Consider the following 25,017-nt stretch of genomic DNA (forward strand, 5'->3'; position numbering starts at 1 on the left):
ACTGCAATCTCGTCGAAGGGGTTCATCGACATCTTCACGTTCGCAATATCAACGCCCGTGCCGTCGCCCTTCACTCGCACCTTGACGTTGTAATCGACTACGCGTTTGACGGGTACCAGGATCTTCATTGCTTCACTCCACGATTTGACTCTGCCCGATTTTCGGGGACAGTCAGTTGCAACGTAACTGCGCACATACGTATTTATACATACCATACACTAGCGCACTATATAATTGCAAGGGTTACGGATGGACATCGACCGTGCCGCGGCGAGCAGCCGCCCGCTACCGGATCGTGCGATCAGGCCGTATCGGCGGTCGCCTGGTCCGCACCACCCGACGCCTCAAGGTATCGCATCAGGTTGCGTTTCATCGTTCCAAGCGTCGCCACTGTGGCGGTCAAGTATTCGTCGGTCAGCCCGGAGAGGATCTGCTCATTGAGCTGGTGGTTCACCTTACGCATGGTCTCGATCAGCTCGTTACTCTTCGGACTCAGGAAGATGCGCTTGACGCGGCGGTCGTTGGGATCGGATTCCCGACGAACCAGCCCGCTCTTTTCGAGGCGGTCGATCAGCCCACCAATCGCCACCTTGCCGAGATCCAACTCCTCGGCAAGTTGCGATTGCGCCATGCCTTCCCCGCGCGACAGGTATGCGAGCACCCACCACTGCGAGCGAGTGACATTGAGCGGTTTGAGGCAGCGATCGAAGGCGCTGCGACGCAGCCGCGAAACGTCGTGAATCAGGAATCCCAAGCGGAGTTCCCAGTCGGTATCGGCAGGAGGCATTGGCGTCGGGCCCGCCACTTCCGTGACGAGCATCCTTACTGTAAACATGCGAATAGTTTAGCCTGAATCTAAACCGGTTCCCACGTGAATACGTCGGCGGAACGGTCGAGCGGATAGAAATCGGCCTTGAACATCGGCAAAGCCGTTTCGAGGACACCTTCCGGCGTCCAGCCCTCACCACAATGCGCGGTGCGAATCGGGCGAGGCTGGCTGAAGAGATAGATCTCGTTGTTGCGCACGCCGAAGACCTGGCCGGTCACGTCCCGGGCAGCATCGGCGCAAAGTGCTACGACGAAGGGCGCGACCTTTTCCGGCACCAGTTTCTTCAAGGATTCGACCCGCTTTTGCTGCTCCGGCGTCTCGCTCGGGATCGAATCGATCATGCGAGTCCATGCAAACGGCGCAATCGCGTTCGAGCGCACGCCGAATTTCTGCATGTCCAACGCGATCGATTTCGACAGGCCGACAACGCCGAGCTTCGCCGCACTGTAGTTCGCCTGGCCGAAGTTGCCGACGAGGCCGGACGTCGACGTCATGTGGATGTAGACGCCGCCATTCTGCTCCTTGAAGATCGGAGCCGCTGCCCTGCTGACGTTGAAGCTGCCCTTCAGGTGCACGGCGACGACGTCGTCGAATTCCTGCTCGGTCATGCGATGGAAGATCGTGTCGCGTAGGATGCCGGCGTTGTTGACCACGATGTCCAATCGGCCGAACGCAGCGATCGCGTCGGCAACCATCGCCTGCGCTGCATTCCAGTCGGCGACCGATCCGCCGTTGACAATCGCGCGGCCGCCGAACGCTTCGATTGCCGCGACGACTTCCTGGGCCGGCTGCTCGCCGTCGCTCCGGCCGTCGAGCGTCGCACCGAGGTCATTGACGACGATGCTTGCGCCGGCCCTCGCGAGTTCCAGCGCGATGCCACGACCGACCCCGCGACCGGCGCCAGTTACCAGCGCCACCTTGCCTTCCAATAGCTTGTTCATGAATCCACTCCTTTGGGTTTGTCACGCGTGTGTTTCTTGTCGGCCTGCAGCGGCTTCGCGCTGTCGCGCGAAATCCACGAACCAGTCCAGTGCCTCGGGATTGGCGCAGGCGTCCTTGTTCACCACTTCGGCGAGCGGTTTGCCGAGTAGCAGCTTCTTCACCGGCAGTTCCTGCTTCTTGCCGGTCAGGGTCCGGGGAATCTCGGCGATCTGGACGATCTCGTCAGGCAGGAAGCGTGGCGAGACGCCGTCACGGATGCGTCGGCGCAACTCCCCCACCAACGCGTCGTCGAGCTGTTGCCCAGACTGCAGGACGACGAACAGCGACATGAAGCTCGCGCGCCCGAGGTACTCGATATCGACGACAAGGCTGTCGAGCACTTCCGGCGCGGCCTCGACCGCGCTGTACAATTCGCTCGTCCCCATCCGATGCCCGTGGCGATTCAAGGTCGCATCACTGCGCCCGTAAATCACCGCGCCGCCGCCCGGCGTGATGCGCAACCAATCGCCGTGCCGCCAGATGCCCGGGAACATGTCGAAATAGCTGTCGAGATAGCGGCGATTGCCGATGTCGTTCCAGAACCTCAGCGGCATCGACGGCATCGGCTGGACGACGACGAGTTCGCCTACCGCGTCGATCACCGGCTGCCCGGCCTCATTCCACGCCTGCACGTCGACGCCGAGGCACACACCCTGCATTTCGCCCGGCACCGTCGGCAACTCCGGCGTACCGCCAAGGAAGGCGCTCGCAATGTCGGTGCCGCCGGAAATGACGCCCCACCAGATGTTCTCGCGCACCTGCTCATAACTCCAGCGGTAGGCTTCAGGCGGCAACGGCGAACCAGTCGAGCCGAGCCCCTTCAGCTTCGACGTATCGATCACTTTGCGCGGCTCGACACCGGCCTTCATGCAGCCGGTGTAATAGGCCGCGCCGGCGCCGAGGAAAGTCGCGCCGACGTCGTCGACGAAGTGCCACAACGTGTCCGCGGCGGGAAAAGACGGATGGCCGTCGTAGAGGCAGATCGTCGTGCCAAGCAGCAGCGCTGAGATCTGCAGGTTCCACATGACCCAGCCGGAACTGCTGTACCAATGGAAGCGGTCACCGGTCTCGGCACTCGGGCCGAGGTCGAGATGGAAAGCGTGCAGCTTGAGCATTTCAAGCATCACGCCGCCGTGCCCATGAACGATCGGTTTCGGCAGCCCAGTCGTGCCGCTGCTATAGACGATCCACAGCGGGTGGTCGAAAGGCACCCATTCGGGCGCGCGCGCGCCGGCAAAACCCACGCAGTCCGGCCACAGCGTGATCTGTCCGCGCCACTCGCCAAGATCAGGCAGTCCAGCCGGCGTGCCGCTCGCCTCCTCCAAATACGGCACAAGAACCAGCATCTCGACGCTCGGCAGCGTCGGTAACAGCGACGCGATCAGCTCGCGACGGTCGGCGAGCTTGCCGCCATAGACCGTACCGTCGCATGCGATCAGCACCTTCGGTTCGATCTGCTTGAAACGGTCGCGCACGGTCGCGATACCCATGTCCGGCGCGCACTGGCTCCAGATCGCACCGAGTGAAGCACAACCGAGGAATGCGATCACCGCTTCGGGAATGTTCGGCAGATAGGCAGCGACACGGTCGCCGCGACGCACGCCCATCTCATGCAAGGCCGCTGCGACCGCCGCGACACGCTGCGCGAGCTCCGTCCAACCGATCTCGCGGCTGCGACCTTCGCCCTGCAGGCGCTCATTGCGGAAGATGATCGCCGGGACTTTGGCACGGTCGCCGGCCTCCACATGGCGCAACAAGTGCTGCACGTAATTGACCTGCGCACCGTCGAACCACTGGGCGCCGGGCATCTTCAGGTCCTTCAGTGCCACCGCATACGGTGTCGGCGATTCGACTCCAAAGTATTCCCACATACCACTCCAGAACGCCGGCAAATCCCGCACCGACCATGCGCGCAATGCATGGTAGTCGGGAAGACTCACCGCGTATCGCGCTCCCATCCATTCACGCAGTTTCACTGTATTTGCCACCGCAGTCTCCTCTCGTTCAAGGTCTGTGCCGCCCTGTGCGCCCCGCCATCAGCTCGACGTTCTGAAACGTCAACCGAGGGGCTTGCTTCGTCTTATTACACTAGTGTATTGTGTGCCACATGACGGTAAGACGCAATACTTCTTGTCTGGACCGTTTGGGCACGAGAGTCGAAAGCGATCTCCCCTGATCGCGCTCGTTTTTTCAGGGAAACAACCAACACCGGTCTCCATATGAACAACTCTCAAATCATTCATGGCGTGCTGTCCACGAGTCGCTATCTGCCACGCTTGAGGCTCGAGCGCAGCAGCATCTTTGCTGAGCACCGGTGGATGGCGCAGGGACTGAAATCCCTCGCAAAGGGCCGCCGTACGGTTGCGAACTGGGACGAGGACAGCGTGACGATGGCGGTCGAGGCCGCTCGCGCATTGCTCGCCAATTTTTCGGGCGCGAGGCCGGTCGAATTGACGCTCGCCTCGACGACGCTGCCGTTCGTCGAACGCATCAATGCCGGCATCGTCGCCTCGGCACTCGGCTTCGGGAACGAACTGGCGGTGCGTGACGTGACGTCGAGCGCACGCGCCGCCTTCACGGAGGTCGTCAGCGCGCTGCGTCACGCCGTGCCCGAGCATCGCGTCATACTCGGCGCAGAGCGCCGCGTCGCCCGCCCGGCGAGTACACAGGAAATGATCTTCGGCGACGGCGCCGCGGGTGTGCTGATCGGTTTCGGTCCGGCGATCGCGACCTACGTCGCAAGCCATAGTGTGCAGGCGGACTTCGTCGACCACTTCCGCGAGAGCGGCTCGGACTATGACTATGGTTGGGAAGAGCGCTGGGTGCGCGACGAGGGCTACATGAAGATCGTCACCGGGGCGATCGCCAAGTGCCTTACGTCGGCAGGCCTCGCCGCGAGCGATGTCGCGCATTTCGCGATGCCGGCACCGCTATCGCGCGTCAATGAAGCGGTCGCGAAACGCGCCGGCATCCGTCCCGAGGCCGTCGTTCCGACCGACTTCGAGTCAGTCGGCGATCTCGGCAGCGCCCAGCCGCTCGCCATGGTCGATACGGCCTTGCGCACGGCGGCGCCCGGCGCACTCATCCTTGTCGTCGCATTCGGCAGTGGTTGCGACGCGCTGCTCCTGCGGCGCACCGAGGAGCCGATCAGCGAACGTGCGGCCGACGATGGCAGATCCGAAACGAGCTATATGAAGTACCTGTCCTTTACCGGGCAGATCGCGCTCGAATGGGGTATGCGCGCGGAGATCGACAACAAGACCGCCTTGACCGCCGCCTGGCGCGAGGGAGCGAAAATCAGCCATTTCGAGGGTGGATGCTGTTCGGATTGCGGAACGGTCCAATTCCCGCGCTCGCGCGTCTGTGTGAATCCGGAATGCCGGGCCCAGGATACCCAGGACGCGAAGAGCCTCGCCAACGTTCCGGCGCACGTGCTTTCCCACACCAGCGACTGGCTGGCCTACACGCCGTGTCCACCATTCCAGTTCGGCCACATCGATTTCGAAGGCGGCGGCCGGGTGCTGATGGAATTCGCCGACACCGATCCGGATGAACTGCAGGTGGGCCTGCCGCTGCGGATGGTGTTCCGCGTCAAGGATTTCGATTCGAAAAGAGGCTTCCGGCGCTATTTCTGGAAGGCCACGCCGGCTCGCGGACAGTAAGGAGACAGCCAGATGGCTACAGGTATTCGCGACAAGGTCGCAATTCTCGGAATGGGTTGCTCGCGCTTTGGCGAGCGCTGGGACTGCGGTCCGGAAGACTTGATGATCGAAGCGTTCAACGAGGCGGTCGCCGACGCAGGCATCGCCGCGTCGCAGATCGAAGCCGCGTGGTTCGGCGTGTGCCTCGAGGAAAACAACGTCGGCAAGACGGCGGTACCGCTGGCGCAGGCGCTACGCCTGCCGCGCATTGCTGCGACGCGCGTCGAGAACGCCTGCGCGACCGGCACCGAAGCACTGCGGGGCGCCGCGTACGCGGTCGCCTCTGGCGCCTACGATATCGTGCTCGCGCTCGGAGTCGAGAAGCTCAAGGACACGGGCTACGGCGGGCTGCCGGTGCGCACCCGCGGCGTCAACAACGACTTGTGGCTGCCGAACGCGACCGCGCCTGGCGCCTTTGCGCAACTGGCATCGGCCTACGCAGCGAAGCACCGCGTCGACATGGCCGACCTCAAGCGCGCGATGGCGCATATCTCGGTGAAAAGTCATGCCAATGGCGCGCTCAATCCGAAGGCGCATCTGCGCAACCGGATTACCGAAGAGGACGTGCTGAAGGCGATGATGATCGCCGAGCCACTCGGCCTGTACGATTGCTGCGGCGTCAGCGACGGCGCAGCGTGCGCGATCGTCACCACGCCGGAGATTGCGCGGAGCCTGCGCCGGGACGCCGAAACCGTGACGGTCAAGGCGCTCGAACTGTCCGTCAGCAATGGCGAGGAAGCCGGCTTCAGTAATTGGGATGGCGCACATATCGCGACGGCGCGGACCGCGGCGGCACGCGCTTACGCGAGTGCGCGCGTCAGCGCCCCGCGCTCGCAGATCCAGATGGCGGAAGTCCATGACTGCTTTTCGATCACCGAGGCTGTGCTGATGGAGGATCTCGGCTTCAGTGAGAGCGGGCGGATGATCCACGACGTGCTCGACGGCGTGTTCGATCGCGACGGCACACTGCCGGTGCAGCCCGACGGCGGCCTGAAGTGCTTTGGCCATCCGATCGGCGCTTCCGGCCTGCGAATGATTTACGAGATCTACCAGCAGATCCACGGCCGCGCCGGGGAGCGGCAGTTGCCGCGCGTCGACCTCGGCCTGACCCAGAATCTCGGTGGCCATCCGCACCAGAACGTCTGCGCAATTTCCATCATCGGGCGACTCGGCGCCTGACATCACTTATGCAGCACCATCAACAACCATAGCGACTCAAGGAGACATCGAATGCGAGGACTCAGGGGCAAGACCGCCATCGTTACCGGGGCGGGCAGCGGCATCGGACGCGCAATCGCACTTCGGCTCGCCGAAGAAGGCGTGACAGTCGGCGTGTTCGACATCCGCGCCGAAGGCGCAGCGGAAACCGTCGCCGCGATCGAGAGCGCCGGCGGCAAGGGCCGCGCCGTCACCTGCGACATCACCGATTACGCGGGCGTCGTCGCGGCAGTGCAGTCCTTCGAGGCTGCGACCGGCACCGGCACCGGCACTGACATCCTGGTGAACAACGCCGGCTGGGATACGCCCATGCCTTTCCTGAAGACCGACGAGGCATTCTGGAAGAAGGTCGTCGGCATCAACTGGTTCGGTCCGCTGCACATGACACACGCTGTCGCCCAAGGCATGGCAAACCGCAAGTGCGGCCGCATCATCAACATCGCCTCCGACGCGGGTCGCGTGGGTTCGACCGGCGAGGTCGTCTATTCCGGCTGCAAGGGCGCAACGATCGCGTTCAGCAAGGCCCTGGCACGCGAACTCGCGCGCAGCAATGTGCTGATCAACAACGTCTGCCCCGGCCCGACCGATACGCCCGCAATGGACGCCTTCGTCGGCACCGGCGAGCAAGGTCAGAAGATCCGCGACGGCATGGTGCGCAGCGTTCCCGTCGGCCGCATCGGCGTGCCTGACGACTACCCTGGCATGGTGGCATTCCTCGCCAGCGACGATGCCTCTTTCATCACCGGCCAGACCGTCAGTATCTCCGGCGGCCTCACGATGCACGGCTGAGCGCCCTGCACCGAAACCTTTTCAGCACATCACTCCACACGGGACTACCGCATGAGCAACGAGTACAAAGACATCCTCTACGAAGTGGGCGAGAACGCCGTCCGCATCACCATCAACCGTCCGGAAGTCTTCAACGCCTTCCGCACGCAGACCGTCGAAGAACTGATTCACGCTTTCCGCCGTGCAGACGAGGAAAAATCGGTCAATACGGTCATCTTCGGTGGCGCCGGCGACAAGGCCTTCTGCACCGGCGGCGACCAGAAGGTGCATCTGTCCGAAGACGGCCTCTATGGCCCGCGCGGCATGGTCGGTCTGCCGATCGAGGAACTGCAGTCCGCCATCCGTGACTGCCGTAAGGTCGTGATTGCCCGCGTGCAGGGCTTTGCCATCGGTGGCGGCAACGTGTTCGCAACGATCTGCGATCTGACCATCGCGTCGGAAAAGGCGCAGTTCGGCCAAGTCGGGCCGAAGGTCGGCTCGGTGGACCCCGGCTTCGGTACGGCCTACCTCTCGCGCATGGTCGGCGAAAAGAAGGCCCGCGAGATCTGGTTCCGCTGCCAGCGTTACAAGGCCCAGGAGGCGCTGGAAATGGGGCTGGTCAACAAGGTCGTGCCGCACGAAGAACTGGACGCGGAATGCGAAACCTGGGCGGCCGACATCAACCAGATGAGCCCGACTGCGATCGCGATCGCCAAACGCTCGTTCAATGCCGACAGCGAGAACATCCGCGGCATCAGCTTCATGGGCGTAGCCGCTGTCAAGGGCTATTACCAGAGCGAGGAGTCGAAGGAAGGCGTGCGCGCGTTCAACGAGAAGCGCAAGCCGGACTTCAAGAAATTCGCCGGCTGATACCGCCCCACCAACCCCACCCGACGGAGCAGGATGTGAGCGAATTGATCCGCACTGAACTGGCGAGCGACGGCGTGCTGACCGCCTTCATCGACATGCCGGACCGCAGCATGAACGTGTTCTCGGCCGACTTGATGGATGCGCTCGAGGCGCTGATCGACCGCGTCGACGATACACCCGCGATTGGCAGCGTCGTCGTTACCTCCGGCAAGCCGGCGTTTCTTGCCGGCGCCGATCTGGACATGATCCGCGGTTTCACCGATCGCGCCCGGACCGACACGGAAGAGCAGATGTTCACCCTGTGCGGCCGCCTCGGTCGCCTGTTCGTGCGGATCGAAGCTTCGCCCCAACCGTGGGTGGCAGCGGTCAACGGGACGGCGCTCGGCGGCGGGCTGGAACTCGCGCTCGCCTGCCGCGCACGCCTCGTCAGCGACGACCCACGCAGCCTGATCGGGCTGCCGGAGGTGCGCTGGGGTCTGCTGCCCGGCGCGGGCGGCACGCAGCGCCTGCCCCGAACCGTCGGTTTCAAGGCCGGCATGTCGTTGCTGCTGAGCGGCCGTCCGCTGAGTCCGGCGGATGCGACCGCCGCAGGCATCTTCGCCCGCGCCGTGCCAGCAGCCGACCTGATCGCAGAAGCCACGGCGCTGGCACGCAGTCTGCAAGGCAAGCCCTACGACGTACTCACGAAATTTCCGTATCACAACCAAGCCGGCATCCCGGAGCACTCTCCCGACGCGGTCCGCGCGGTCGTGCGGGAGCACGGCGTCTCCGATGCCGACTTCGCAAACTACCCTGCCTACGGCGCGATCATCAACAGCGTGCTGCTCGGCACTGGCCAGCCGCTTGCCGAAGCCAGCGCGATCGAGATGCGCCAGTTCCTGCGCCTGATGTTCGATCCAGTGGCCGGCAACATGGTGCGCACGCTGTTTCTCAACCGCCAGCGGGCCGACCGCGATCTTGCCCCACCGAAGGACCTGCGCATCGAAAGCGTCGGCTTCGGTGAATTGTCCGACTCCCTCTGGCGTGACGCGCTGGCGAAATCGCGGCTCGTACTGACGCCCGACGTTGCATTGCCCACGAATACGATCGAGCTCCTCGACACGCGTGGCCGCCGGCAGCGAATCGCGGTCCGCAGCCTCGCCGACACGGCAGTGACCGAAACTTTCACGACACCGACCGCGGTGCTGACTCCGCTTGGTCCCTACGGCCGGGTACTCGAACTGATCTGGGCCGATAAAGAGGCCGCCGAAATCCTCGCCTGCCTCGCGGTTCGCCTTGGCGCCCTGCCCTATCGCACGAATGGAACAGTCAGCGTACTCGCGCGCCTGGCGCATGCCGCTCCCCAAGCCCCGGCACGGCTCGACGCGCAGGCGCTCACAGCGCTGCAACTCGCGGCAGAGGGCCTCGTCCCCGACGTCGAAGTGCTGGACGTGGCTGCCTGCGCCGCAGGGGTAACGCCCACCTACAGCGGCGGACCACTCACGCACCTGTGGCAGCACCGCGAGCGGCTCGCGACGGCGGTTCCGCCGGCACTCGCACGCGCATGGGCCGAACTCGAAGATCGGCTGAGGAGTGTCAACGCATGATCGACTTCCGGCACATCGGGTTCGCGACGCAGCCGTCGACGGTCGCCGTCGATCCGTGGCGCGTCCAACTTTTCTGCCAAGCGATCGGCGAGGCCGATCCGATCTACCGCGACGAAAGTGCGGCCCGCGACGCCGGCCATCCGGCCTGCTTGGTACCACCCACCTTCCTGCGCGCGATCGAGGCCGATCATTGCAGCGCCGCGGAAATCCTCGAGATCCTCGGTATTCCGGTCGCCTCCGTAATGCATGCCGAGCAGAGCTTCGAGTATCACGCGCCGGTGCATGTCGGCGACCGGATCGAGGTCACGCGAACGCTGACCGACAGCTATGACAAGCGCGACGGCGCGCTCACCTTCATCGTTCTGGATTCGCACTTCCGACGCGAAGGGGAAACCGTGTGCGACAGCCGCCAGATCATCGTCGTCCGCAACCCGAAGGAATGACCAGCATGAACGCACCCCGCCCCCCACGCATCGAACTCGAATGCGGACCGGTCAGCGCGCTGGACTTGGCGCTCTACGCCGCAGCGTCCGGCGACCACAACCCGCTTCACCTCGATGCCGACGTCGCGAAAGCCGCCGGCTTCGAGCGGCCAGTGGTACACGGCATGCTGACGATGGCCTTCTGCGGGCGCCTGCTGACGAGCCACTTCGGTGTCGCGGCCCTGCGCTCGCTGTCGGTCCGCTTCCTCGGCGCCGCGGTGCGCGGGGATCGCATCGTGCTGAGCGGAACATTAACCAGCGTCGACAAGGAAGGTATGGCCACCTACGAACTGGCGGGCCACAACGACGCCGGCAAAGAACTCGTCGCCGGCACAGCGCGGGTCTCCGCCCCAGCGCACAAGGCCGCACCATGAAACGCCTTTCGGATGCGCTGCGACCGGGTGCCCGGGTTTTCGTCCCCGCGTTGACCGGGGAGTCTTCGCTGCTGCTCGCCGAACTTGCCAACGACCCGGAGCGCGCACGCGATGTGCACTTCATCGGCGTGCAGTTTCCGGGAATCGGCACGGCCGACTACCTCGCCCTTCACCCGACCGTCCGGCAGACCGCGTTCTTCATGTCGCCGTCCGTGCGGCGTGGAATGATCGAGAACCGCGCCGACCTGCTCGGCCTCGACTATCCGGGCATCGTCCGTTACCTCGAAGGCATGGAGCCAGTCGACCTTGCATACGTGCAGCTGAGCCCGCCCGACGCGCAGGGCCATTGCACTGCGGGCCTGTGCAGCGACTTTGTGCCCATTGTGTGGCAAAGGGCAAAGCGCCGCGTTGCGCACATCAATCCTGCGCTACCACGCACCCGCGGCTCCTTCACCGTGCACGTTTCCGAACTGCATGACACGATCGAAGCCGAAAGTGCGTTACTTGCGTTCGCGGAGGCTACGGCCTCCGATATCGAGGACCGCATCGGTCGGCATGTCGCGACGCTGATCCAGGACCATGACACGCTGCAATTCGGCATCGGTTCGGTACCGGTCGCGCTTGCATCCGCACTGACGGGTCATCGGCGGCTCAAGCTTCACACCGGCATGGTTTCGGAGGCCGTCCGCCGGCTCTGGGAGGCCGGCGCACTCGACCGCGACTCGCGGATCACAACCGGCGTCGCGCTCGGCTCCCCGGACTTCTATCGATTCGTCGCCGAGAACCAGCGGATCTGGTTCACCGACGCTGGCCGTACTCACGATGTTGGCGCAATCGGCGCAATCCCGCGCTTCGTCGCCATTAACTCGGCAATTGAAGTGGACCTCTTCGGCCAGGTCAATTCCGAACGTGCGAACGGCAGTATCCAGGCCGGCGCCGGTGGCCTGCCCGCTTTCGCGCAGGGCGCGCTGCGCTCCCGCGGCGGAAGATCGCTGATCTGCATGGCGGCAACAGCGAAACGCGGTACGGTGTCGCGTATCGTGCCCGCACTCAACGATCAGGGGCTATGCACCCTGCCCCGTCACCTCGCCGACGTTGTCGTCACCGAACACGGCATCGCGGAGCTGCGCGGGCTGTCGCTTGACGCGCGCGCCCAGGCGCTGATCGCGATCGCGGCGCCGGAACACCGCGACACGCTCGCAGATGCGTGGGACAGAATGCGGCGAAAGTTCTGATCAGCGCCCGATGAAGGTCGGAATGCGCTTTTCCGTGAATGCCCGAATCCCCTCGAGGGCATCGACTCCGCGTGCGACTTCAAGCAACAGATCACGCTCCGCGTCGAGGTGATCACTCAGGCTGCGCTCCGAAGCGCCGTCACACAAAGCCTTGATTCTCCCGAGAGCCCCCGTTGCGGCCGCAGCAAAGCGCGCGGCGAGCGCAGTCGCAGCGGCCTCCAGCTGTTCATCGGGAAATAGCTGATCGACAATACCCAGTTCCAGACAGCGCTCGGCATCGAGCTGATCGTTCAACATGAACAACTGTTTCGCCTTCACAGGGCCGACGCGGCGCGCAAGAAGATACGACGCACCAACGTCAGGAGTCAGTCCGATTGCCGAATAGCCGGTACGAAACTTCATGGACGCTGCTCCGAGGACAAAATCCCCGCACAGCGCCAACCCGATACCTGCACCACCCACGGCGCCGTTAAGCGCCGTGATCACCGGCAGTGGTGCCTCGATCAGTCGCCGGATGGCTGGATGCAGGTTGGGGATGAGTTCCTCGATTCGGTCATCAAGATGCGGAAGTGAATCGCACACCTCTGACAAGTCTCCGCCCGCGCAGAACCTGGGGCCACTGCCCGTGATCAACAATACCCGCGGTCCCTCCGCCAGCACTTCACCGGTCGCCTGCAAAAGCGCCCTGCTCATTGCCAGGGTGATGGCGTTGGCCTTGTCCGGGCGGTCGAGAACAATCCGGCCGATACCGTCCTTCACTCCCCACGTCAGCCCATCAAGACTCTTTAATTCCACCATCGCCACGAACTCCCTTTTTCATATGTCCTGTGACGACCGGCGCCAGCTCGTCAACTCCGGCGAGACAAGTCTCGGAATGAACTTGCGACTACGCGATACGCCCCCGGCAGCCGGCTAGTGGACCATCGAGAATACGATCGACACCAGTTCCACATAGCTCTTGCACAACAGGAAAACCAAGCCGCCGACGAGTGGCGCCGTCAGCAGGGCGGGCCATCCGATCATCGACCACAGCAAGAGGCCGATACCGACGCAAACCAATGTGGCCAGCAGCGCCGCACCAACGGTTCCAAATCGCAGGATCAGTCGGATTGCGAAAAATCTGTCGCTCATCGCGCGCCTCCTTACAGGTTGTTGCGCCGGAACTGGTCGAACAGGCTCCGGCCGATGATCACTTTCATGATCTCGATCGAACCACCAGCGATTTTCACGATGCGTGCGTCGGCATAGGCACGTGAAATCGGGTATTCCCACATGTATCCCCATCCGCCGAAGAGTTGCAGACATTCGTCCACGACCTTGCAGTGCATGTTCGACAGCCACATCTTCGCCATTGCCGCGTCGACGGCATCGAGCTCCCCCTTCATAAACAGTTCGATACACCGGTCGGTGAAGACACGGCCCAAAACCGCCTCTGTCTTGAGTTCAGCGAGCTTGAACTGAGTGTTCTGGAAGTCGGCAATGGATTTTCCAAATGCTTTCCGATCCGCGGTGTACTCGACCGTATAGCCGATGACCTCCTCGGCCACGGCGGCCGACCGGATTGCCTGCGCCAGGCGCTCCTGCGCAAGCTTGGTCATCATCAAGGCGAAACCCTGCCCCTCCTCCCCGAGCATGCTGCTCGCGGGGACAAGAAGATCGTCGAAGAACAATTCTGAAGTGTCCTGAGCCTTCATCCCCAACTTGTCGAGGTTCTTGCCCCGCTTGAACCCCGGCAAACCGGTATCGACCAGGAATAGCGTGACGCCTTTGGCCCCGGCATCGCTGTTGGTCTTCGTCGCGAGTACCAGCACATCGCACATCTGGCCATTGGAGATGAAAACCTTTTGCCCATTGATGACGAAGTCGTCACCGTCGCGCACGGCGCGCGTGCGGATATTCTTGAGGTCCGATCCCGCGTGGGGCTCAGTCATCCCCAGCGCCCCGATTGCCTCGCCCTTCACCATCTTGGGCAACCAGAAACGCTTCTGCTCCTCACTGCCGAACGATTTGACATAAGTGGCGACCAGATCGCAATGGATCAGGAAGCCTGGGCCGGTAAAACCACTCTTTGCCATTTCCTCGAAGACCACGACATCGAACAGATAGTCGAGCCCAAGCCCGCCGTACTCTTCGGGAATCGTGCAGCAGAGCAGCCCCGCTTCGCCAGCCTTGAGCCATAGCTCGCGGGGCACGATGCCATCCTGCTCCCATTGATAGTGGTACGGTGCGATCTCCCGTTCGATAAACTTTCGAACGGTTTGACGAAACATTTCGTGCTCTTCGTTGAATAACGTACGCGCAATCATGCCAGACCCCAAAAATTGACTCACAATCAGTACGCTACACTACCATCTAGTAAATATCAATACTATTATAAAGACAGCAATTTGGGCGGGGCTTGGTCGGACGCAGCACCCACCCCCGTATAACAGGGTGTCGCGCGAATGGGATCTGGAATTTGACGCGCTTGCGCTCGATCACTGCAGACCACTATCTCGTTGGGGACGACATGAGATCAGCGATCCTGCTTGCCAGTCGCGCATTTGTGCCAGAGGGCATTGCCAAATTTGTTCGGACTTTGGCGCGCGCTAGTACGTATACTTACTTGAGTCAGCGTACGCTTTTGCGACAAACGGCGTCAGCCGAATGCGCCGCTGGCGTGTTTCGCGACGGCAGTGACAAAGCCACTCGTCCTCGACGCTAGCGATACACGAGCACCGGAAATTTCGAATGCGTCAGGACTTTCTGCGTCTGTGAACCGAGCACGACGCCCTTGATGCCGCGATGCCCATGCGAGGCCATGACGATCAGATCACAACTGCGGTTTTCGGCGGCTGCGATGATTGCCTCGTATGGATGATCCGAGATGGCCGACAACACTTCGCTGTTGATGCCGGCACTATTTGCCACGATCTGCGCTCGCGTCAGAATGCTGCGCGCCTCCTCATCAGCTGCCTTCTCAAATATTTCCGGATCGGTGGAGCGCAGCAAGGCCGCATCACCGTAGACTGAAGCCTCCGCATCAGCCCGCACGAAGAAAAAGGTGATGTGCGCCTTGATTTCCCGCGCGAACACGACGGCCTTTTCGACCGCTTGCTGCGACAGCTCTGACCCATCGGTGGGAACTAGCAGATGACCAAACACGAATCATTCTCCTCAACAAGGAAGCTTGAATTGCAGGACCCGCCCGTCCAGCACGCGAACCAAATTGCTGTCGGCCGGAATCGGTGACGGGCGCGGCGGCGATTGACGATCAGGCCGCAGAGATCCCGCCATTGACGCTGATCACCTGGCCGGTGATGCGCGCCCCCTGCGGACTTGCCAGGAACACGATCAGACTTGCGAGATCATCCGGCTGCACAACGCCGAGATGCGCCTGCGCTGCCGCGCGCTCGAAAATTTTCCAGCTGAAGGGGTCGGCACGGATGCGATCGTAGGTGAGCGTGCCTTCGATCAGGGATGGCGTGATAGCGTTCACGCGAATCCCCGTTCGCTTCGCCTCCATCGCGAGCCCCTTGGAGAACATGTTGATGCCGGCCATTGCGGCGCCAATGACGGACTCGCCGGGCGTAGCCACCTTGCCGGCATCGGACGAGATGCTGATGATGACCCCGCCCCTTTTCTCGCGCATCCCCGGCATGACCGCCCGACTCATGATCAGCGGCCCCATCAACTGCTGCGTCACGATCGAAGGAATGTCTTCGATCGGCGTTTCATGGAAAAGCATCGGGCCGAAAGGACCCACCGTAGCATTGACCAGGACATCGACGCTTCCCAACTGCGCGGTCGCCTCGGCAACCGCCCTGACCGCCTCGTCGGCCCGATTCGCATCGGCCTGGATAAACACGACGCGCACCCCCGGGTACCGCTCCGCGACCGCGCAGCGCGCCTTTTCGCCGCGTTCAGCGTTGCGTCCGACCAGCCCAATCCCTCTCACACCAGCCGCGGCAAACTGCTCGGCCGTGGCGAGCCCGACACCAGACGTTCCCCCGGCGATCAGGACACCACACTCATTCAGCGCCGGAACCCAGATATTCTGCGTATTAGTCATGACGATACCTATAAAAATGTCCTGTAATTCACGCCGTGCCGACGCTTCACTCTGAAAGTCTCATCTGTCGGACCCTCAATTACTACACAAGTATATGGTATTGTTACGTATCTGTTAGGTCAACCCCCACTTAGCGGTGCGCGGAACAATCTGTTACGCCATGGGCCCAAATCAGCATGTCTTATAGTGCTTTTTCGCACTGCGTCGACGGCGGATAATATTGATGTAGAATGATATGGATACGAATAGGTAGACACATCCATGGATACGGACGTCACAAATAAAGCGGGAACAATGTCCGCTCGCGGCAAAGCCGGCAAACGCAGCAAGGGCCCGATGGCAGACGGCATGGGCGAAAGCGTTCGCCGGGATATCCGGCTCGGCTTCCTGATTCACGACGTATCACGAATGCGCCGCAAGGCCTTCGATCAGATCATGAAACCCTTGGGGGTCACCCGGGCTCAGTGGTGGGTTCTCGCCCATCTGACGAGACAGGACGGGATGATGCAGACGCAGCTGGCCGACATTCTGGACGTCGGCAAGGCCAGCCTGGGCACCCTGATCGAGCGCCTGGAAACGAGCGGTTGGGTGGAGCGGCGTGCAGATCCGACTGACAAACGCGCAAAACGGATCTACCTCTCGCGTAACGTCCAGCCACTGCTCGAGAAAATGATTGCTTCCGAGCACACATTCAACGAGCAACTGCTGCAAGGCCTGACGGCCGAAGACAGGACGAATCTGGTTCGCCTTCTGTCTACCCTCAAGCAGTCGCTCGCGCAGATGGACCTTGGCGAGGCCTCGGGTGACGAGGAGTGAGGGCCTGAAGGACGCAGTCTGGCTTCATTGCGGCCTGGCAACCGGGCATGCGGACAACCCCGGTTAGGTGGGTGTTTCCGCACGTTTTCAGCATCCCGCAGCAAGGACTTTCAATATGGCTAGCCCCCCCGTCAGGACGCGCTCCCGACTGGCACCCGACGAACGGATTTCGGAGATCATGGCAGTAACGCGCCAACTGCTCTCGGAAAAGGGCTATCAGAACGTCGTCACATCCGAAGTCGCCGAACGCTGCGGGATTTCCGAGGGAACGATCTATAAATACTTCGACAGCAAGCGCGAGCTCCTCGCTCGCGTCGCGGAGGAATGGTTCGAGGAGATTCTCGGCGCCGACGAGAACCCGCCGCCGGGCGCCGGAGTACGCGAGCGCCTTCGCCAACTCGTGTGGAAAGGCCTGTCCATCATCCGGCAGGAACCGTCTCTAAGCCGCTTTGTGCTTATGGAACTGCGTTCTGACCCGACCTACCGCTCAATGCGCATCTACGAGTTGAATCGACGCTTCACCGCGAGGATTGGCGACCTGCTGCAGGAAGCGGTTTCCACAGGGCTTTTTCGCGCGGACGTGTCGGTGCGTTTGCTGCGCGACATGATCTTCGGCTGCATCGAACATCGGACTTGGGCGTACCTCCGCGGAGAAGGCGACTTCTCGGTCGACGAAGCCGCCGACGGCATCACCAATGTGATCTATCGCGGCATGCTGATGCCGGGTGTGCAAGACGAGGGCGCGTCGCCACAGTCGAAGAAGAAGCGTTAAACCCTTGTCAGGCAGTCCGCTGCCCGCCACAGTTTATGGCGGAAGCCCCGTCACGAGCCTTCCGTCCGATCAGTCCTGATAGACGTATTTGGCCACCAGAAGTCGCTGGATCTGGTTTGTTCCTTCCCAGATCTGCGTGACCTTGGCGTCGCGCATCATGCGCTCGACCGGGTAATCCTTCATGTAACCGTATCCGCCATGAAGCTGGATGGCATCGGTTGTCACCGACATGGCCGTATCGGTACAGAAGGTCTTCGCCATCGACGCAAAGCACCGCGCCCGATCGTCATTCGCGCCCGCAATGTCCACCGCGCGGTACAGGATCGACCGTGCTGTCTCCACCGCGATGGCCATGTCGGCAACCATTCCTCGCATCATCTGGAAACGCGAAACCTTGCTCTTGAACTGGGTTCGTTCGGACGTGTAACGCACCGCCTCGTCCAGCGCCCCCTGTGCCAACCCGAGCGCCTGCGCCGACACCAGCGGGCGCGTGTAGGTGAGCGTCTGCATCATGTACTCGTAGCCCTTGCCGGGGTCGCCGACGACGCGATCGTCCGGAATCAGGCAATCCTCGAGAAGGATGTCGGCGGTCGGGCTGCCGCGCATACCCATTTTTCGCTCGTGCCTGCCGATCGAGAATCCGGGGTCGTCACGATGCACCATGAAAACGCCGAATGCCTTTTCCGATATGCGCGCGAGAACAGCATACCAGTCGGACCACCCGACATTGGAAATGAAGCGTTTCTGCCCGTTGAGCAGCCATCCGTCACTAACGCGCTCGGCACGCGTCTTCAATCCCGGCAGGTCCGAGCCGCCCCCCGGCTCGGTCAGGCAAAAACTCGCTCCACACTGACCCGCGGCGACAGAAGGCACGATTTTTTGCTTCAAGGCGTCGCTGCCAAACCAGACCAGCGGGGTCAGCGCCGCCCACGGAATAAAGAGCACCAGGGCAGACGAGCCGCAGACGCGTGCGATCTCTTCGATAGCAATGACTTGCGAGAGCAAGTCGCCACTTCCACCCCCAAGCGCTTCCGGAAACGGCAACCCGTTCAGCTCGAGCGCCTTGTATGCGTCGATCGAAGCCATGGGAAACCGGGCCTCATCATCCACCATGGCAGCGTGAGGCTTGATCGCCTCCTCCGCCAGTCGCCGAACCTGTTCGCGGAATTCTTCGTGAATGCTGGTCATCGTCATGTCCTGTCAAAGATGCCTACCGTTGTAATCAAGCGGACAAGTCCTTACGCCTTGTTCAGTTTGATGACGCCGGACTCTCCCAATTTGCTGATCTGGTCTGACGAAAAGCCCCAGTCCGCCAGCGCCGGTTCCGTGTCCGCCCCCATGCGCGGAGGCGGACGGAGCAGTTCGGAACATGTGCGGCTGAATCGCGGTGCCGGCGCCGGATTGAGCACGCCGCCTACCTCCACGAATGCCCTGCGCGCGACGTTATGCGGATGTGTCACACACTCGTCCATCGTGAGGACGGGGGCGAAACAGGTGTCGGTGCCTTCGAGAAGCGTGCACCACTCGTCGCGGGTTCGAGTCTTGAATATCTCGGCGAAGCGCGCATGCATGTGCTCCCAGCTCGCGCGGTCGTTCTGCTCTGGCAGGTCGGCCGCATATCGGCCCTCTTCATCCGGCAGGTCGTCCGAATTCAATCCGACGTGTTCAAGCAGCTCTTCGTAGAACCTCGCCTCGACAGCCGCGATCGACACGTGATGCCCATCCTTTGTCTCATAGACATTGTAGAAAGGCGCTCCGCCGTCGATGATGTTGCTCCCGCGCTCGCCAGGCCACGCGCCCATCTGCTTCAGCGCGTACTGCATCGTCATCAGGCTGGAAACCCCGTCAACGATCGCGGCGTCGACCACCTGGCCCGAACCCGAGGTACGCGCCTCGATCACCGCGGCGAGGAGCCCCATCGCGAGGTAAAGTGCCCCGCCACCGAAGTCGCCGACGAGGTTCAGCGGAATCGTCGGCGGCGCACCCTTCTGGCCGATGGCATCGAGTGCGCCGGTGAGCGCAATGAAGTTGAGATCGTGGCCCGCAGCCCGGTTCAGCGGTCCGTCCTGGCCCCATCCGGTCATGCGCCCGAAGACCAGTCGCGGATTGCCACGCAGGCAATCCTCCGGACCGAGCCCGAGCTTCTCCATCACACCGGGCCGGAAGCCTTCGATCAGCATGTCGGCGCCCGAGATCAATTGCCGGACGGTGGCGAGACCTTGCGCGGATTTCAGGTCGATCGCGACCGAACGCTTGTTTCGGTTCAGAAGATCGAGCTTCGATGGAAAGTCGATGCCTCTGTCGGTCTCGACAAGGCGGTCGATACGCAGGACGTCGGCGCCCATGTCGGCCAGCAACATGCCGCAAAAGGGTCCCGGCCCGATTCCGGCCATTTCAATAACGCGTATTCCGTGTAGAGGTCCCATGGCAATCGCTCGCTTCGATAAGTTTCCTCGCCGGCCAATCGACCGGCGAGCGGTTGTGAATATGACCCGCCTGGTCAGGCCTTGAAGGTGACCGGAGTTTCCTTCTTGCCGCAGGCGGGCGTGCAGCGCTGCGGATCGGCAAGCAGTTGTTCGAGCTTTCCCTCGACCGCATCGTCGTCGTCGCGCTTGACCTTGCTTGCGCTGCGCAGATCGTCCAGCGCGAACAACGCTGCGCCCAGCGCGCCCGCAATCTGCGCCCCGGTCGGGATGATGAGACGCGTTTCCAACGCCTTTCCGAGGAAATGCACGGCGGCGATGTTCTGTGCGACGCCCCCCGTCATCACGATGGGGTCGTGTTTTCCGACGCGCCCGACCAGGCCGACGGTGCGGCTTGCAATCGATTGATGGACGCCGGCGAGGATGACCTGCTTCGGCCGACCTTCGGCAAGCAACGAAATCACTTCGGTTTCAGCAAAGGTCGCACACATGCTCGTGATCGCAACCGTCTCCTCGGCCTTGAGCGCCTCGGCGCCCATATCATCAAGCTCGACATTGACGGCGCGCGCGAGCACTTCGAGAAATTTCCCGGTGCCGGCTGCACAGCGATCGTTCATCGCGAAACGTGCGACCAGACCGTTACGGTCAAGCGCGATCACCTTGCTGTCCTGCCCGCCGATGTCGATCACCAGCCTCGCCTCGGGAACAAGCGCTCGCGCGCCCCGCGCATGGCAGGTGATCTCGGTGATGGTTCGGTCGGCAATGTCGAGCATGCGGCGACCGTAACCGGTGCTGACGACCCTGACGACGGCCGACAGGTTGATGCCCGCCTGCTCGAACGCTCCCCGCAGAGCGGCCCTCACACCCTCATCGCTCACTGCTCCCTTTTGGGAGACGCAAGAGGCGACGGTGTTTCCATCCTCATCGAGGATGACTACCTTGGCCGTCGTGGAGCCAAAGTCGATACCTAGCACATGGGACTTCATGATCTTTTCCTCTGCAGGGGCATCCGGATCAGCGCATCCGGGCGCGGCTGGCGTCGATCGCCTCCAGCATCGCTTCGACGCGGCTGCTGACGACCTCGTCCTTGTAGAAGGTCTCGTCAACCATGTCGCCCTCGAACATCGCGACCGGCAGGCCGAGGCGCTTGCCGACGGCGTCGGCGATCATGTACTGGGGGTAAGAGAAGGCCCGGCAGGTTCGCGCACCGTGCAGGATCAGACCGTCGATCTCGTAGTACTCGCAGTGCTCGATGATCTTCTCGATCACTTGCGGTGCCGAGATGCTAATGGGGCAGGTAATGTAGTTCTGCGCCATGCCGTCGAGCGGGTCGCGCAAGTCTATGACCTGTGGCTCCTGCCAGAAGCCCATGTGGGTGTAGCGACCGGCGACCATGCAGGCGTCGTAGCCGGCAAACTTGTCGGACAGCCACCCGATCTTGTTCCAGTTCATGATGCCATCCCACCACAGGCGGTACTTCTCGACTGGTACCGAGCCGATGCCTTGGGCGATACGCGATTCGATCTCGGCCTTCTTCTGCTCGAAGTAGTGCACGATCTCCGGCCCGCCGGGCAGGAAGTTGACCGGCGCGATGCTGTTGGTCCACTCGAAGAAACTGGCCGGCGACGGCCGGGCCTTGCACAGGCGCATGGCCTCCAGGCGCAACTCGGCGGCCCGCTTGGTGTATTTCATGATCTCGGACAGTCGGTCCCAATCGTAGGGCTTGCCGGTGATGCCCTCAATGAATCGCACGCAGTCCTGCAGCTGCTTCTTCAGGAACGCCACTTTTTCGCGGAACTCCGGCCCGCTCATGTACTTCGCCGAGGACTTGTTGCCCCACACCCAGTCCATCGAGATATTGAAGATCGGCACCTTCTTGCCGAAGGTGCGGTACAGCTCGTTATCCCATTGCTGGCCGGTGCTGCAGAAGGGGTAGGCGCTGATGATCATGTCCGGCGCCGGAATGCGCGAGCCCAGTGTGCGTGCGTCGACGTTCAGCAGCGTCTGGGCCTCAACAGTGGAACTCTGATTCATCACACCGCAGCCAATGTGCGTGCGGGCATAGGAACAGAGCTCGCGGTCATAGCCGAGCGTTTCCATGTGGGCCTGCGGCGCGGCCGATTCCTTGCGCGCGGCCAGCAGGGCAGCAGCAGCCTCGCCGTGGCACCAGGCGATGTCAGCGGCCTGCAGGATGGGGTTGAGCTGGATGCCTTCGGTCCAGCACACCAGCCGGCCCTCCTCCTTGGCGCGGAAGAGGTCTTCCCAGTAGGCATTGACCATCTGGTTGTTCAGCTTGGTCGCCTGCAGGCGGTTTGCCTTCTTGGCGATGGGCGGCTCGGCGCCCAGTATTCTCTGTTCGGGGGTAATGATCGCGCTCATGTCTATTTCTCCGGATCTCGCTCGTTGGGGGTCAGGCTGCGACGGCTCTTGCAGCGCGCTGTACCTTGATCATCTCGACGAAGGACTCGACCTTCGTACGCACGTTTTCCATCGCGACGCCATCGTGCTCGGTCTCGATCATGAGGTGCGGCACGTCGTTGCGTTCGAAGGCTGCCTTGATGCGGGGATAGGCGAAGTAATGCGGTTCACAGAACTTGACCAGCAGGACCACCAGCCCTTGCGCACCGCACCGATCCACGGCGCCAAGCAGCCATTCCTCCCAATCGACTTCCGGATCGATCCGGGTCGGACACGGGACGTTGTCGTTCTTGCGGATGTAGGCCGTCGCAAGGGCTACGATCGGGTCACCGATCCCCGCGTCGACGTCGGTGGAGACGTAGCGATAGCCGGTGTAGAGGTCATCGTCGACGATCGTCGCGCCACACTCCTCGATCAGATCGAGAATCTCGGGTCGCGGGGCGTGGCACAAGTGCCCCGACACGTAGATCGCCACCGTGTCCGAGCGGGGCGCCGTCGACGTCTTGAGGGAAGCGATCAACTCGCGCAGCAGCGCGTTGTGCGTCTCCTTATCCATCACCATGCTCGACTTGACGATGTGCTGCATCTGCGACGCACGGAGCTGAATCTGACCCGTCCTGCGCATCTGGTACAGGTCACGGATCAGGCGACGGTTTTCGTTGAATACGCTGATGCTGTGGCGCAGCGCCTCCTCGGTCACGACGACGCCGAGCACCTCCTCGAGGTCGGCGACGAGCTCGCGCAAGGTCTTGACCGAGCTTTCGAGTGACCAGGGCTGGCGCAGGGAGGCGATCAACTGATGAAAATGGATCGTGGTCTCCGGCCGCGAAATCCGGATTACGTCGGCGGCACTCAGCAACTGAACGCAGTGGTCGGTAAACATGATCGCATCAAGAAAACCGAGCTGATCCTCAGTGACCTGGTCCACGATGCTGCGGGTGTAGCCGCAGAAGAACGGGTACATCGCGCCGCCACCGCTCGTGATCGCGTCGGGCATTTCTTGGACGATTACCGGCAAGGCGCCGGTGGCGTGGATGATCTCCGCCGGGAAATGCATCGGAAGAGTCCCCACCGCCTTGACGCCGCGCTCCTGCTTCCACGCCTTGACGTGTTCGTAAGGCCGTTGCGCCGCTTGCGCAAATTTATCCAGAACCGTGTTCATCAGTTTTCTCCTGCTCTCGACAGTCAAACGGGTACGCCCCCCACACCCCGGCGCAGCGTGTCTCGACATGCGGGGCGCTAGTGAGTTACGCTCATTAACTCCAGATTAGTGAGCATCACTCACTAAGTCAACATGCCGGAATTAAAAATTTGTTCAGCGAAAGGTGTCAATATCTCGTAACCATACATATCAGACAATAAGATGTTTCCGGTTGCAGCGATCCGAACAGATGGCACGTCCGTGCTGCATGCGTCACCCGTAGTCAGTCTGGGCACAGATTGCTTGACATACATAGTATTCATGCTTACTGTTCGCTATAGAACAGCTTTTCGCTGCGGACAGCGCAGCAGCCCCGGCTACGCGCGACTCACTGCGAAACGACTGACTGCAACCACGAATCAGGCAAAAGGAGAAGGTGATGGGATACAGGTCCGTGTTCCGTGAAGGCGTGTTCGACGGTCAGGTTGTAATCATCACAGGCGGAGGCAGCGGCATCGGACGCTGCACCGCTCATGAGCTGAGTGCCCTGGGCGCGACGGTTGCGATCGTAGGTCGCGACCCGGAGAAACTCGCAAGCGTGAAGGGTGAGATCGAGGCGGAAGGCGGACGTGTGAGCACTCATGTCTGCGACATCCGCGAGGAATCGCAAGTCATCGAAACGATCGATGCGGTGCTGGCGACCCACGGCCGCATCGACGCGCTGGTGAACAACGCCGGCGGTCAATACCGAAAGGCCTTGAAGGAGATCAGTACAAAAGGCTTTGAGGCAGTGGTGCGCAATAACCTGACGGGGGGCTTCATCTTCATGCGGGAAACCTACAACCGCTGGATGGAGAACCATGGCGGAGCCATCGTCAACATCATCGCCGACATGTGGAACGGCTGGCCGAACTACGCCCACTCCGGCGCAGCGCGGGCGGGGATGTGGAATCTGACTGAAAGTGCGGCGTCCGAATGGGCCCCTTCTGGTGTGCGCATCAATGCGGTGGCGGTCGGCGGCGTCGCAAGCAGCGGCTTCGATACCTACACGCCCGAAGCGCAAAAGGAAATCCTCAAATTTCCCACCAAGATCCCGATGCAACGCTACGGGACCGTTTCCGAGATCTCCGCCGCAATTGTCTATCTGCTCTCCCCCGCTGCTGCATTCATTACCGGCAGTTGCATCCGTGTTGACGGCGGAGCACCAAACGCACGCGTCTGTTACAACGATTTCACCCCCCACCACAAATCCAGGCCGTTCAACGGATTCCATCTCGACGCTGAACCGAAGCTGCTTGCCGACGGCCCGAAAACAGAGACGGACACCGACAGGCGCTAGATACAGCCTCACA

The 25,017-nt window shown here is 62.1% G+C and carries 23 protein-coding genes and 2 pseudogenes; 11 read left to right on the top strand and 14 right to left on the bottom strand.

Annotation, left to right across the window (positions count from 1 at the left end; all coding sequences use genetic code 11):
- The 4 genes and pseudogenes from GPA25_RS17500 to GPA25_RS17515 form a co-directional block, all read right to left on the bottom strand.
- Positions 1–128, bottom strand: a pseudogene (locus GPA25_RS17500) (electron transfer flavoprotein subunit beta/FixA family protein); the annotation flags it as partial.
- 173 nt (positions 129–301) lie between these two features.
- Positions 302–835 (bottom strand): MarR family winged helix-turn-helix transcriptional regulator, encoded by a 534-nt coding sequence (locus GPA25_RS17505; RefSeq protein WP_169261700.1) that lies wholly within the window; start codon positions 833–835, stop codon positions 302–304.
- A gap of 20 nt (positions 836–855) precedes the next feature.
- Complete coding sequence (locus GPA25_RS17510) at positions 856–1,770, bottom strand: SDR family NAD(P)-dependent oxidoreductase (protein WP_169261701.1); 915 nt, start codon at positions 1,768–1,770, stop codon at positions 856–858.
- Positions 1,771–1,791: 21 nt separating this feature from the next.
- Positions 1,792–3,801 (bottom strand): annotated as a pseudogene (locus GPA25_RS17515) (acetoacetate--CoA ligase); the annotation flags it as partial.
- Positions 3,802–4,029: 228 nt separating this feature from the next.
- On the opposite strand from GPA25_RS17515, the gene GPA25_RS17520 reads away from it, so the two are divergent.
- From GPA25_RS17520 to GPA25_RS17555, 8 genes are read left to right on the top strand one after another with little or no spacing between them, the layout of a single operon-like run.
- Positions 4,030–5,472: a 3-oxoacyl-[acyl-carrier-protein] synthase III C-terminal domain-containing protein gene (locus GPA25_RS17520; RefSeq protein ID WP_246265803.1), complete on the top strand. Its 1,443-nt coding sequence runs from the start codon at positions 4,030–4,032 to the stop codon at positions 5,470–5,472.
- Positions 5,473–5,484: 12 nt separating this feature from the next.
- On the top strand, positions 5,485–6,690 hold the full coding sequence (locus GPA25_RS17525) for an acetyl-CoA acetyltransferase (protein ID WP_169261702.1): 1,206 nt from the start codon (positions 5,485–5,487) through the stop codon (positions 6,688–6,690).
- A gap of 51 nt (positions 6,691–6,741) precedes the next feature.
- On the top strand, positions 6,742–7,518 hold the full coding sequence (locus GPA25_RS17530; protein ID WP_169261703.1) for a glucose 1-dehydrogenase: 777 nt from the start codon (positions 6,742–6,744) through the stop codon (positions 7,516–7,518).
- A gap of 51 nt (positions 7,519–7,569) precedes the next feature.
- Positions 7,570–8,367, top strand: a complete 798-nt coding sequence (locus GPA25_RS17535) for an enoyl-CoA hydratase-related protein (protein ID WP_169261704.1) — start codon at positions 7,570–7,572, stop codon at positions 8,365–8,367.
- A gap of 35 nt (positions 8,368–8,402) precedes the next feature.
- Entirely contained in the window at positions 8,403–9,953 is a 1,551-nt protein-coding gene (locus GPA25_RS17540) for an enoyl-CoA hydratase-related protein (RefSeq protein ID WP_169261705.1), read from the top strand.
- Positions 9,950–10,396, top strand: a complete 447-nt coding sequence (locus GPA25_RS17545; RefSeq protein ID WP_169261706.1) for an FAS1-like dehydratase domain-containing protein — start codon at positions 9,950–9,952, stop codon at positions 10,394–10,396. Before GPA25_RS17540 ends, GPA25_RS17545 begins: the two co-directional genes overlap by 4 nt.
- A gap of 5 nt (positions 10,397–10,401) precedes the next feature.
- Positions 10,402–10,809 carry a MaoC family dehydratase gene (locus tag GPA25_RS17550; protein ID WP_246265804.1) on the top strand — a complete coding sequence of 136 codons (408 nt, stop codon included), beginning with the start codon at positions 10,402–10,404 and terminating at the stop codon, positions 10,807–10,809.
- Positions 10,806–12,044 carry an acetyl-CoA hydrolase/transferase family protein gene (locus GPA25_RS17555; protein ID WP_169261708.1) on the top strand — a complete coding sequence of 413 codons (1,239 nt, stop codon included), beginning with the start codon at positions 10,806–10,808 and terminating at the stop codon, positions 12,042–12,044. Before GPA25_RS17550 ends, GPA25_RS17555 begins: the two co-directional genes overlap by 4 nt.
- Here GPA25_RS17555 and GPA25_RS17560 read toward each other — a convergent pair whose 3' ends face one another.
- The 5 genes from GPA25_RS17560 to GPA25_RS17580 all read right to left on the bottom strand — a co-directional run bounded on the left by GPA25_RS17560 (position 12,045) and on the right by GPA25_RS17580 (position 16,095).
- Positions 12,045–12,842, bottom strand: a complete 798-nt coding sequence (locus tag GPA25_RS17560; protein ID WP_169261709.1) for an enoyl-CoA hydratase/isomerase family protein — start codon at positions 12,840–12,842, stop codon at positions 12,045–12,047. It abuts the gene before it with no gap.
- A 114-nt stretch (positions 12,843–12,956) separates the two neighbouring features.
- Positions 12,957–13,175 carry a hypothetical protein gene (locus GPA25_RS17565; protein WP_169261710.1) on the bottom strand — a complete coding sequence of 73 codons (219 nt, stop codon included), beginning with the start codon at positions 13,173–13,175 and terminating at the stop codon, positions 12,957–12,959.
- Between the two features lie 11 nt (positions 13,176–13,186).
- Positions 13,187–14,350, bottom strand: a complete 1,164-nt coding sequence (locus tag GPA25_RS17570) for an acyl-CoA dehydrogenase family protein (RefSeq protein WP_169261711.1) — start codon at positions 14,348–14,350, stop codon at positions 13,187–13,189.
- 394 nt (positions 14,351–14,744) lie between these two features.
- Positions 14,745–15,188 carry a universal stress protein gene (locus GPA25_RS17575; protein ID WP_169261712.1) on the bottom strand — a complete coding sequence of 148 codons (444 nt, stop codon included), beginning with the start codon at positions 15,186–15,188 and terminating at the stop codon, positions 14,745–14,747.
- Between the two features lie 109 nt (positions 15,189–15,297).
- Positions 15,298–16,095: an SDR family NAD(P)-dependent oxidoreductase gene (locus tag GPA25_RS17580; protein WP_169261713.1), complete on the bottom strand. Its 798-nt coding sequence runs from the start codon at positions 16,093–16,095 to the stop codon at positions 15,298–15,300.
- A 261-nt stretch (positions 16,096–16,356) separates the two neighbouring features.
- On the opposite strand from GPA25_RS17580, the gene GPA25_RS17585 reads away from it, so the two are divergent.
- Positions 16,357–16,911 carry a MarR family winged helix-turn-helix transcriptional regulator gene (locus GPA25_RS17585; protein ID WP_246265805.1) on the top strand — a complete coding sequence of 185 codons (555 nt, stop codon included), beginning with the start codon at positions 16,357–16,359 and terminating at the stop codon, positions 16,909–16,911.
- A 115-nt stretch (positions 16,912–17,026) separates the two neighbouring features.
- On the top strand, positions 17,027–17,683 hold the full coding sequence (locus GPA25_RS17590; protein ID WP_169261714.1) for a TetR/AcrR family transcriptional regulator: 657 nt from the start codon (positions 17,027–17,029) through the stop codon (positions 17,681–17,683).
- A 69-nt stretch (positions 17,684–17,752) separates the two neighbouring features.
- Here GPA25_RS17590 and GPA25_RS17595 read toward each other — a convergent pair whose 3' ends face one another.
- From GPA25_RS17595 to GPA25_RS17615, 5 genes are all read right to left on the bottom strand, one after another.
- Complete coding sequence (locus GPA25_RS17595; RefSeq protein ID WP_169261715.1) at positions 17,753–18,871, bottom strand: acyl-CoA dehydrogenase family protein; 1,119 nt, start codon at positions 18,869–18,871, stop codon at positions 17,753–17,755.
- Between the two features lie 50 nt (positions 18,872–18,921).
- Entirely contained in the window at positions 18,922–20,109 is a 1,188-nt protein-coding gene (locus GPA25_RS17600) for a CaiB/BaiF CoA transferase family protein (RefSeq protein ID WP_169261716.1), read from the bottom strand.
- Between the two features lie 74 nt (positions 20,110–20,183).
- A complete protein-coding gene (locus GPA25_RS17605; protein ID WP_169261717.1) occupies positions 20,184–21,092 on the bottom strand; it encodes an acyl-CoA dehydratase activase in 909 nt (302 codons plus the stop codon).
- Between the two features lie 28 nt (positions 21,093–21,120).
- A complete protein-coding gene (locus GPA25_RS17610) occupies positions 21,121–22,485 on the bottom strand; it encodes a 2-hydroxyacyl-CoA dehydratase subunit D (RefSeq protein ID WP_169261718.1) in 1,365 nt (454 codons plus the stop codon).
- A gap of 31 nt (positions 22,486–22,516) precedes the next feature.
- Positions 22,517–23,686: a 2-hydroxyacyl-CoA dehydratase subunit D gene (locus tag GPA25_RS17615; RefSeq protein WP_169261719.1), complete on the bottom strand. Its 1,170-nt coding sequence runs from the start codon at positions 23,684–23,686 to the stop codon at positions 22,517–22,519.
- Between the two features lie 448 nt (positions 23,687–24,134).
- Here GPA25_RS17615 and GPA25_RS17620 point away from each other — a divergent pair, with 448 nt between their 5' ends.
- Positions 24,135–25,004 carry an SDR family oxidoreductase gene (locus GPA25_RS17620; RefSeq protein WP_343034991.1) on the top strand — a complete coding sequence of 290 codons (870 nt, stop codon included), beginning with the start codon at positions 24,135–24,137 and terminating at the stop codon, positions 25,002–25,004.
- The last annotated feature ends 13 nt before the right edge of the window (positions 25,005–25,017 follow it).

It is taken from the genome of Aromatoleum diolicum, assembly GCF_012910955.1.
Classification (GTDB): Bacteria; Pseudomonadota; Gammaproteobacteria; order Burkholderiales; family Rhodocyclaceae; genus Aromatoleum; species Aromatoleum diolicum.